The 10839-nt window shown below is 76.0% G+C and carries 1 protein-coding gene; it reads left to right on the top strand.

What is annotated here, in order from left to right; genetic code table 11:
• Positions 1 to 145 precede the first annotated feature (145 nt).
• Positions 146 to 10839: SDR family NAD(P)-dependent oxidoreductase (locus tag ACFXA3_RS21855; RefSeq protein ID WP_385189058.1), on the top strand; the 10694-nt coding region annotated here is incomplete at its 3' end.

Genomic DNA, 10839 nt, shown 5'->3' with positions numbered 1-10839 from the left:
CTCCGCGCCGGGGGCGCGGGCGGGGCCCCCGTCGTCGTGCGGCGCGCGGCACGGCGAGCTTGTTGATGCTCCGTCACATCGGAGTCCTTTCGAACGTCTTTACGTCCTTTTCGTCCGCTGCGGACAACGAGTGTGTGGAGTGCAGATGACTGAGCCCGGAAACTTTGTCTCCGGCACCGACGGTGTGCCGACCGGTCACACCGCGGCGGACGCGGCGACGGAGTCCGCGCTCGTGCGTGACCTCGGAGCGCTTCCGACGGCCGAGCAGACCCACGTCCTGCTCGACCTGGTACGCGATCACGCGCTCGCCGTGCTGCGGTCGAAGTACGCCGATGCCCCGGACGCGCCCGCGGACCTGCCCGTGTCCGTCGACCCCGACCGGTCCTTCAAGGACCTGGGCCTCGACTCCGTCGCCCTGCTGGAGCTCCAGGTCCGGCTGAACACGGCCACCGGCCTGGCCCTGCCGCCGACCGTCGCCTTCGACCACCCCTCGCCGGCCGAACTCGCCGCGCACCTGCGCACCGAGGTCCTGGGCCTGACCGACCGCCCCGAGGCGCCCCTGCGCGCGGTGGCCGTCTCGGACGAGCCCATCGCCATCGTCGGCATCGGCTGCCGCTACCCGGGCGGGGTCACCTCCCCGGAGGACCTGTGGCGCCTGGTCAGCAACGGCGAGCACGTACGGGACGAGTTCCCCGCCGACCGCGGCTGGGACCTGGACGCCCTGTTCTCCGACGACCCGTCCACGCCCGGCACCACCTACGTCCGGCACGGCGGGTTCCTGCCCGGCGCCGCCGAGTTCGACGCCGACTTCTTCGGGATCAGCCCGCGCGAGGCCCTCGCGATGGACCCGCAGCAGCGGCTCGTGCTGGAGACCGTGTGGGAGGCCGTCGAGCGGGCCGGCATCGACCCCGCGGAGCTGCGCGGCACCGAGGCGGGCGTGTTCATCGCCGCCGAGCCGCAGGAGTACGCGATGCGGCTGCACGAGGCCCCGGACGGCCTCGACGGGTACCTGCTGAGCGGTAACGCCCCCAGCGTCATCTCGGGCCGCGTCTCCTACGTCCTCGGGCTCGCGGGTCCGGCGCTCACCGTCGACACCGCCTGCTCCGGCTCCCTCGTCGGCATGCACCTGGCGGTCCAGTCGCTGCAGCGCGGCGAGTGCACGCTGGCGCTGGCCGGCGGTGTGGCCGTCATGGGCAGCCCCGGCACCTTCACCGCCTTCAGCCGGCAGCGCGGCCTCGCGCCCGACGGCACCGTCAAGGCCTTCGCGGCCGCCGCCGACGGCACGGCCTTCGCCGAGGGCGTCGGCGTGTTCGTCCTGGAGCGGCTGTCCGACGCGCAGCGCAACGGCCACCCGGTGGTGGGCGTCATCCGCGGCTCCGCCCTCAACCAGGACGGCGCCTCCAACGGCCTGACCGCGCCCAGCGGCCGCGCCCAGCAGCAGGTCATCCGGCAGGCCCTCGCCAACGCCGGGCTGACCGGCGAGCAGGTCGACGCGGTCGAGGCGCACGGCACCGGCACCACCCTCGGCGACCCCATCGAGGCGCAGGCCCTGATCGCCACGTACGGCAAGGGCCGCCCCGCGGAGCGGCCGGTGTGGCTCGGCTCCGCCAAGTCGAACATCGGGCACACCCAGGCGGCGGCCGGCTCGGCCGGCGTCATCAAGATGCTGATGGCGATGCGGCACGACGAGCTGCCCCGCACTCTGCACGTGGACGAGCCCACCCCCAACGTCGACTGGTCGGCGGGCGAGGTCCGCCTGCTGACCGAGTCCGTCGCCTGGCCCAAGGGCGAGGAGCCCCGCCGCGCCGGTGTCTCCTCCTTCGGCGTCAGCGGCACGAACGCGCACGTCATCATCGAGGAGCCGCCGACGGCCGAGGACGTCGTCGCCGCCGAGGACGTCGTCGCCCCGGAGGTCGCGCCGCAGGCCGCCGCGTCCGTGCTGCTGCCGGTGTCCGCAGCGAGCGGGACCGCGCTGCGCGCCCAGGCCGCCCGGCTGCTGGCCCGTGCCGAGGAGCAGGACGCGCCGGCCGCCGCCGACCTCGGCTACTCCCTCGCCACGACCCGAGCCCGCCTCGCCCACCGTGCGGTGGTGGCCGCCGAGGGCCGGGACGCGCTGCTGGCGGGCCTGCGCGCCCTGGCCGGCGGCGAGGAGTCCCCGTACGTCTTCCCGGGCACCGCCGACGGCGGCCGCCTGGCGTTCCTCTTCACCGGGCAGGGCAGCCAGCGCGCCGCGATGGGCCGCGGGCTGTACGCGACCCAGCCGGTGTTCGCCGCCGCCCTGGACGAGGCGATCGGCCACCTCGACCTCCAGCTGGACCGGCCGCTGCACGAGATCCTGTTCGCCGACGAGGAGAGCGCCGACAGCGCCCTGCTGGGCGAGACGGTGTACGCGCAGGCGGCCCTGTTCGCCGTCGAGGTGGCCCTGTTCCGGCTGCTGGAGTCCTGGGGCGTGCGCCCCGACTACGTGGCGGGCCACTCGATCGGCGAGCTGGCCGCCGCGCACGTCGCGGGCGTGCTGTCGCTGGACGACGCGGCGACGCTGGTGGCCGCGCGCGGCCGCCTGATGCAGGAACTTCCCGAGGGCGGCGCCATGGTGGCGGTGACGGCCTCCGAGGAGACCGTCGCGCCGCTGCTGGCGCCCCTCGCCGACCGGGTGGCCATCGCCGCCGTCAACGGCCCGGCGTCCGTGGTCGTCTCCGGCGAGGCCGAGGCCGTCGCCGAAGTCGTGGCGCAGCTGGAGGCCGGCGGGCACCGCACCAAGCGGCTGCGGGTGAGCCACGCCTTCCACTCGCCGCTCATGGAGCCGATGCTGGCGGAGTTCCGCCGCATCGCCGAGATCCTGGACTACTCCGCCCCGCGCATCCCCCTGGTGTCGACGCTGACCGGGCGCGCCGCGACGGCCGCCGAGCTGTGCTCGCCGGAGTACTGGGTGCGCCACGTCCGCGAGGCCGTCCGCTTCGACGACGGGGTGCGCCGCCTCGCCGAGCTCGGTGCGACCACGTTCGTGGAGATCGGGCCCGACCCGGTCCTGTCGGGCCTCGGCCGCGACGCCCTGGACGGCCTCGAACTCCCCGGCGGGGCACCGGTGTTCGTCTCCGCGCTGCGCCGCGGTCACGACGACGTGCGACAGGTGTCGGCCGCGCTGGCCACCGCGCACGCCCGCGGTGCGCGGGTGGACTGGGAGGCGTACTACGCGGGCAGCGGCGCGCGCCGCGTGGAGCTGCCGACGTACGCGTTCCAGCGCGAGCGCTACTGGCTGGCCGCGCCCGTCTCCCGCGGTGACGCCGCCGGGCTCGGGCAGGTGGCCGCCGACCACCCGCTGCTGGGTGCTGTCGTGTCCCTCGCCGACACCGGCGCCTCGGTGCTGACCGGGCGGGTGTCGCCGCGCTCGCAGGCCTGGCTGGCCGATCACGTCATCGCCGGCAGCACGCTGCTGCCGGGCACCGCCTTCGTCGAACTCGCGCTGCGCGCGGGTGAGGAGACCGGCTGCGAGCGGCTCGACGAGCTGATCATGGAGGCTCCGCTGCTGCTGCCCGCGACGGGCGCGGTGGCCCTGCAGATCGTGGTGGAGGCCGCCGGGGTCGACGGCCGCCGCCCGGTCGCCTTCTACTCCCGCGACGAGGACGCCCCCGCCGACGCTCCGTGGGCCCGCAACGCCTCCGGTGTGCTGACCGCCGCCGCGGCCGCCGCCGGCGAGCCGTTCGACGCGACCGTGTGGCCGCCGCGCGGCGCCCGGACCGTCGACACCGCGCACCTGTACGAGGACATGGCCGGCCAGGGGTACGGCTACGGCCCCGCGTTCCACGGCCTGAAGGCCGTCTGGCGGGGCGCCGAGGGCGTGGCCTACGCGGAGGTCGCGCTGCCGGCCTGCGTCGTGGACCAGGCGTCCTCGTTCGGGCTGCACCCGGCGCTGCTCGACGCCGTGCTCCAGGCCACCGACTTCGCCTCCCCGGAGCCGGTCGCCAACGGCCCGCGGCTGCCGTTCGCCTGGTCGGGGGTGACCCTGTCCGCGACCGGCGCCTCCGCGCTGCGGGTTCGGATCACCGCGACCGGCGCCGACTCCGTCGCGATCGACCTGGCCGGAGCCGACGGCCTGCCCGTCGCCTCCGTCGAGTCGTTCACGGTCCGCCCGGTCACCGCCGAGCAGTTGCGGCCGCAGGCCCACGACGCGCTGTTCCACCTCCGCTGGACCTCCCGGCCGCTGCCCGCGGCGCAGCAGGACGCGCCGGCCGCCGTCGCCCACCACGCCCTCCGGGACGCCGCGGGCGACGTGCCCGCGCAGGTCCGCGCCGTCGCCGGGGACGTACTGGGCGCACTGCGGCGGTGGCTCGACGACGAGGCGCCGGCCGCCGGCCGGCTGGTCGTCGTGACCCGCGGGGCGGTCGCCGTCACCCCGGGCGAGGACGTCGACCTGGCCCAGGCCCCGGTGTGGGGCCTGGTGCGCTCCGCGCAGGCGGAGAACCCGGGCCGGTTCGTCCTGCTGGACTCCGACGGCTCGCTGGAGCCGGACGAGCTCCTGCGGATCGCCGCAGCCCTCGACGAGCCCGAGGCCGCCGTCCGCGGGGGCGAGCTGTACGTCTCCCGGCTGGCCACGCTGCCGTCGGCCGACCCGCAGCCCTCCCCGTGGGACGCGCAGGGCACCGTACTGATCACCGGCGGCACCGGCGGGGTCGGCGCCGCCGTCGCCCGCCACCTCGTCACCGAGCACGGCGTACGCCACCTGCTGCTGACCGGCCGCCGAGGCGGGGACGCCCCGGGCGTCCGGGAGACCGCCGAGGAGCTGACCGGGCTCGGCGCCTCGGTGACCGTCGCCGCGTGCGACGCCTCCGACCGGGACGCGGTGGCCGCACTGCTCGCCGCGATACCCGCCGACCGGCCCCTGACGGCCGTCGTGCACGCGGCCGGTGTCATCGACGACGGCCTGATCGGCTCCCTGGACGCCGGCCGGCTGGACACGGTCCTGCGGCCCAAGGCCGACGGCGCCTGGAACCTGCACGAGCTGACGCGGGGGCTGGACCTGTCCGCGTTCGTCCTCTTCTCGTCCACGGCGACCCTGCTCGACGGGGCCGGCCAGGGCAACTACGCGGCCGCCAACGGCTTCCTGGACGCGCTGGCCGTCACCCGCCGCGCCGCCGGCCTCCCGGCGACCTCCCTCGCCTGGGGTCTGTGGACCGGCGTCGGCGGCATGGGCGGGCAGCTCGACGAGGCCGCGCTGCGCCGCATCGAGCGCCTCGGCCTCCAGGTGCTGTCCCCCGCCGAGAACCTCGCGCTGCTCGACGGCGCGCTCACGGCGACCGGGGGCGAAGCCGCGGTCGTACCCGTCCGGTTCAACCTGCGCACCCTCCAGGCGCGGGCCGCCGAGGTCCCGTCCGTGCTGCGCGGCCTGGTCCGCCCCGCCCGCCGCAGTGCGGGCACCGGCGTCGTCCCGGTCGAGCAGTCGCTGGCCCGCCGGCTGGCCGGGCTGTCGCGCGCCGAGCGCGGCGAGGCCCTGCTGGACCTCGTCCGTACGCAGGTCGCGGCCGTCCTCGGCCACGAGAGCGGCGACCGGATCAACCCGACGCGCGCGTTCAACGAGATGGGCTTCGACTCGCTCGCGGCCGTCGAGCTCCGCAACCGGCTGAGCTCGGCGATCAGCCTCCCGCTCGCCGCGACCCTCATCTTCGACTACCCGTCGCCGAGCGCGCTCGCCGACCACCTCGCGGGCAAGCTGGGCGACCCGGGCCAGGAGGCCCGCCGCGCGGCACCCGCCACCGCACTCGCCCCGGCCGACGACGACCCGATCGTGGTCGTCGGCATGGCCTGCCGCTACCCGGGCGGCGTCTCGACACCGGACGACCTGTGGCAGCTGGTCCGGGGCGGGGTCGACGCCGTCGGCTCGTTCCCGACCGACCGCGGCTGGGACTCCGACATCCACGACCCGGAGCCGGGCAAGCCCGGCAAGAGCCTCAGCGACAAGGGCGGATTCCTCTACGACGCCGCCGAGTTCGACGCCGAGTTCTTCGGGATCAGCCCGCGCGAGGCGCAGGCCATGGACCCGCAGCAGCGACTGCTCCTCGAAGTCTCCTGGGAGACGTTCGAGCGGGCCGGCATCGACCCGCACGCCCTGCGCGGCAGCGACACCGGCGTGTTCGCCGGCGTGATGTACCACGACTGGGGCCTGCGCCTGGGACCGCTGCCCGAGCAGCTCGCCGGCTACCACGGCAACGGCAGCCTCGCCAGCGTGGTCTCGGGCCGCGTCGCGTACGCACTCGGCCTCGAAGGCCCCGCGGTGACCGTGGACACGGCGTGCTCCTCGTCCCTCGTCGCGATGCACTGGGCGGCGCAGGCCCTGAGGCGCGGCGACTGCGGGCTGGCGCTCGCGGGCGGTGTGACCGTCATGTCCACCCCGGACACGTTCATCGACATGAGCCGGCAGGGCGGCCTGGCCGCCGACGGCCGGTGCAAGTCCTTCGGCAGCGGCGCCGACGGCACCGGCTGGGGCGAGGGCGTCGGCCTCGTGCTCCTGGAGCGCCGGTCGGACGCCGAGCGCAACGGCCACCGCATCCTCGGCGTCCTGCGCGGTTCCGCGGTCAACTCGGACGGCGCGTCCAACGGCCTGACCGCCCCCAACGGCCCCTCCCAGCAGCGCGTCATCCGCCGCGCCCTCCAGGACGGCGGCCTGACCGCCGCCGACGTCGACGTCGTCGAGGGCCACGGCACCGGCACCACGCTGGGCGACCCCATCGAGGCGCAGGCCCTGCTCGACACGTACGGCCAGGAGCGTCCGCAGGACGGCCGTCCGCTGCTGCTCGGCTCGATCAAGTCCAACATCGGCCACACGCAGGCCGCCGCCGGTGTCGCGGGCGTCATCAAGATGCTCCAGGCCATGGAGCACGGCGTCCTGCCGAAGACCCTGCACGCCGACGAGGCCTCCCCGCAGGTCGCCTGGGACGCGGGCGCGGTGGAGCTGCTGACCGACACGGTCGAGTGGCCGGCGGGCGAACGCCCGCGCCGCGCGGGCATCTCGTCCTTCGGCATCAGCGGAACGAACGCCCACCTCATCCTCGAAGAACCGCCGGTGGCGGCTCCGGCCGGGGCACCCGCGCAGGCGGCCCCCGAGGCCGCCGCCGGGCTGCTCCCGTGGGTGGTGTCCGGACGGACGGCGCAGGCCGTACGGGCGCAGGCGGCGCGTCTGGTCGCGCACCTGGAGACGCTGGACGGGCAGGACCTGGCGGTGGCGGGGCGGGCGCTGGCCACGCGGCGCGCCCGGCTGAACGAGCGGGCCGTCGTCCTCGGCGAGACCCGCGAGGAACTCCTCGCCGGCCTGACCGCCCTCGCCGAGGGCGCCACCGCCCCGGGCGTGGTGCAGGGCCAGGTACGGGAGGGCAAGTCGGCCTTCCTGTTCACCGGCCAGGGCGCGCAGCGCCTGGGCATGGGGCGTGAACTGCACGCCGCGTTCCCGGTGTTCGCCGACGCGCTCGACGCGGTCGTCGCGGCCCTGGACGTACACCTGGACAGGCCGCTGTACGAGGTGATGTGGGGTGAAGACGAGGCGCTGCTGAACAGCACCGCCTACACCCAGCCCGCCCTGTTCGCGATCGAGACCGCGTTGTTCCGGCTCGTCGAGTCGTGGGGGGTGCGCGCCGACTTCCTGGCGGGTCACTCCATCGGCGAGATTTCGGCCGCGCACGCCGCCGGGGTGCTGTCCCTGGAGGACGCCGCCCGGCTGGTCACCGCCCGCGGCCGGCTGATGCAGGCGCTGCCCGCCGGTGGGGCGATGGCCGCGATCGAGGCCACCGAGCCGGAGGTGCTGCCGTTCCTCTCGGACGCGGCCGGCATCGCCGCGATCAACAGCCCGCGCTCCATCGTGGTCTCCGGTACCGAGGAGGCCGTCGAGGCGATCCGGGCCGCGTTCACCGAGCAGGGCCGCAAGTCGACCCGGCTGCGCGTCTCGCACGCCTTCCACTCGCCCCTGATGGAGCCGGCGCTCGCCGAGTTCCACCTCGTGGCCGAGTCCGTGACCCGGCACGAGCCGGCGGTCCCGGTCGTGGCCGGTGTGCACGGCGCGATCAGCGAGGACTGGGGCACCCCGGAGTACTGGACGCGCCACCTGCGCGAGGCGGTCCGCTTCGCCGACACCGTCCAGCACCTCGCCGCGAAGGGCGTCCGGACCTTCCTGGAGCTCGGCCCGGACGCGATCCTGACGGCCCTCGCCCAGAGCACCCTGGACGGGCACGACGCGGTGGTCGAGCCCGCCGTCCGCAAGAACCGCCCCGAGGCCCGCACCCTCCTGACGGCGCTCGCCCGGCTCCACACCACCGGCACGCCCGTCGACTGGACGGCGCTCCACGCCGGGACCGGCGCGCAGGTGGTCGAGCTGCCGACGTACGCCTTCGAGCGCCGGCCGTACTGGCTCGACGCCCCGGCTGCGGCCCCGGCCGGCGATGTCACCAGCATGGGCCAGCAGCCCGCGCAGCACCCGCTGCTGAGCGCGGTGGTGGTCTCCCCGGAGGCCGGGGGCGTGGTGCTGACCGGCCGGCTGTCGGTCAAGACCCACGCGTGGCTGGCCGACCACGACGTCCTCGGGACCGTGCTCCTGCCCGGCACCGGGTACGTGGAGCTCGCGATCCGCGCCGGTGAGGAAGTCGGCTGCGACGTGATCGACGAGCTCACCATCGAGGCGCTGATGCCGATGCGCGAGGACGGCGGCGGTCTGGCCGTCCAGGTCACCGTCGACGCGGCCGACGCCACCGGCCGACGCTCGCTGGCGGTGTACTCGCGGCCCGACGACGGCCCGGCGGACACGCCGTGGACGCGGCACGCGAGCGGTGTCCTCGCTCCCGGGGCCCAGCACCCGCCGGCTCCCGAGTCGTTCGGGGTCGGGACCGGGGTCTGGCCGCCGGAGGGCGCGCAGGAGGTCGACATCTCCGGCGTGTACGACTACCTCACCGGCCAGGGCTACGGGTACGGGCCCATGTTCCGCTGCCTGCGCGGGATCTGGACGCGCGGCAAGGAGACCTTCGTCGAGGTGTCGCTGCCCGAGGACAACCTGGCGGTGGGCCACGAGTACCGGATCCACCCGTCGATCCTCGACGGCTCGCTGAGCGCGACGGACTTCATGGACGGGCGCAGCCCGCAGGACGTCGGGGGCACCCAGCTCCCGTTCGCCTGGGCCGGGGTGACCCTGCACGCGGCCGGTGCCTCGCAGCTGCGGGGCCGGATCACGGCCGTGGAGTCGCACAAGTCGCAGGGCTCCGACGCCGTCCGCATCGAACTGTCCGACCTGCGGGGCACCCCGGTCGCGACCATCGACTCGCTGGTGGTCCGCCCGGTCACCGCGGCCCGCGTCAACGCCGCCGCAGCCGCCGGGCAGGGCGAGCGCCCGTCGATGTTCCACCTGGTGTGGAACCAGCTGCCGCTGGGCGCCAGCCACACGGCGTCCGCCGACCGCTGGGCGCTGCTCGGCGGCGGTGCGGACCACACCTTCGGAGAAGGCGTGGCCGCCTACCCGGACCTGGCGGCGCTCGCCGCGGCCCTGGACGGCGGTGCGCAGCTGCCCGAGGTGGTCCTGCTGCCCGTACCGGCGGGCGAGGGCGAGGTGCCGGACGCGGTCCGGTCCGTGACCGGCGCCGTCCTCGACGTGCTGCGGGCCTGGCTCGACGAGCCCCGCTTCGGCCGGTCCCGGCTCGCCGTGGTCACCCGGGGCGCGGTGCAGGCGAAGGACGGCGACACCGTCGACCTGGCCCAGGCGCCCGTCTGGGGTCTGCTGCGCTCGGCCGAGGAGGAGAACCCGGGACGCTTCCTGCTGGTGGACACCGACGGCTCGGCCGCCGCCCACCAGGTGCTGCCCGCCATCGCCCTGACCGGGGAACCGGAAGCGGCCGTACGCGGCAGCGAGGTCAAGGTCCCGCGGCTGGCCCGGATCGCCGCCAGCCAGGTCGCCTCCGACCTGCCCTGGTCGGCGCAGGGCACGGTCCTGATCACCGGCGGTACGAGCGGCCTCGGCGCGATCACCGCCCGCCACCTGGTGGCGGAGCACGGCGTGCGCCACCTGCTGCTCACCAGCCGCCGCGGCCCGGACGCGCCCGGCGCGCGGGAGCTGAGCGCCGAGCTGACCGGGCTCGGGGCCGAGGTCTCGGTCGTCGCCTGCGACGTGTCGGACCGCAGCGCGGTGGACGCGCTGCTGGCCGGCGTCTCCGCCGGGCAGCCGCTGACCGCCGTCGTGCACGCCGCGGCGCTGATGGACAACGCGCTGACCGCGCAGCTGACGGCGGAGCAGGTGGACGCCGTGCTGCGGCCGAAGGCGGACGCCGCCTGGCACCTGCACGAGGCGACGCTCGGCCTGGACCTGTCGGCCTTCGTCCTGTTCTCCTCCTGCGCCGGTCTCGTGGTCGGCGCCGGGCAGGGCAACTACGCGGCGGCCAACCGGTTCCTGGACGGGCTCTCCGCCCACCGCCGCTCGCTCGGCCTGCCCGCCACCTCGCTGGCGTTCGGGCTGTGGGAGACGAAGACCGGACTGGGCGGCGGGGTCACCGACTCCGACCTCGGCCGGATGAAGTCGCTGGGCCTGCCGGCCCTGCCGACGGCCGAGGGGCTGCAGCTCTTCGACGAGGCGATGACCCTCGACGAGGTGATGATCGCCCCGATCCGCGTCGACAACGCGGGCCGCGGCGCGAACCCCGGCCCGGCCCCGGTGCTCCTGCGGGACGTCCTGAAGGCCGAACCGGCGGCGCAGCAGCGCCAGGACGTACGGGCCCCGGCCGTGGCGGCGGGGGGCCCGGCCGCCGGGGCGCGCGCGCGGGCGGGGCGGGGGGCCCCCCGGGGGCCCCCCCCCCGGCGCCCCCCCCGCCGCGCCCCGGG

Source organism: Streptomyces sp. NPDC059456 (assembly GCF_042750055.1).
Lineage (GTDB): Bacteria > Actinomycetota > Actinomycetes > Streptomycetales > Streptomycetaceae > Streptomyces.
This window is presented reverse-complemented; position numbering and strand designations above follow the sequence as displayed.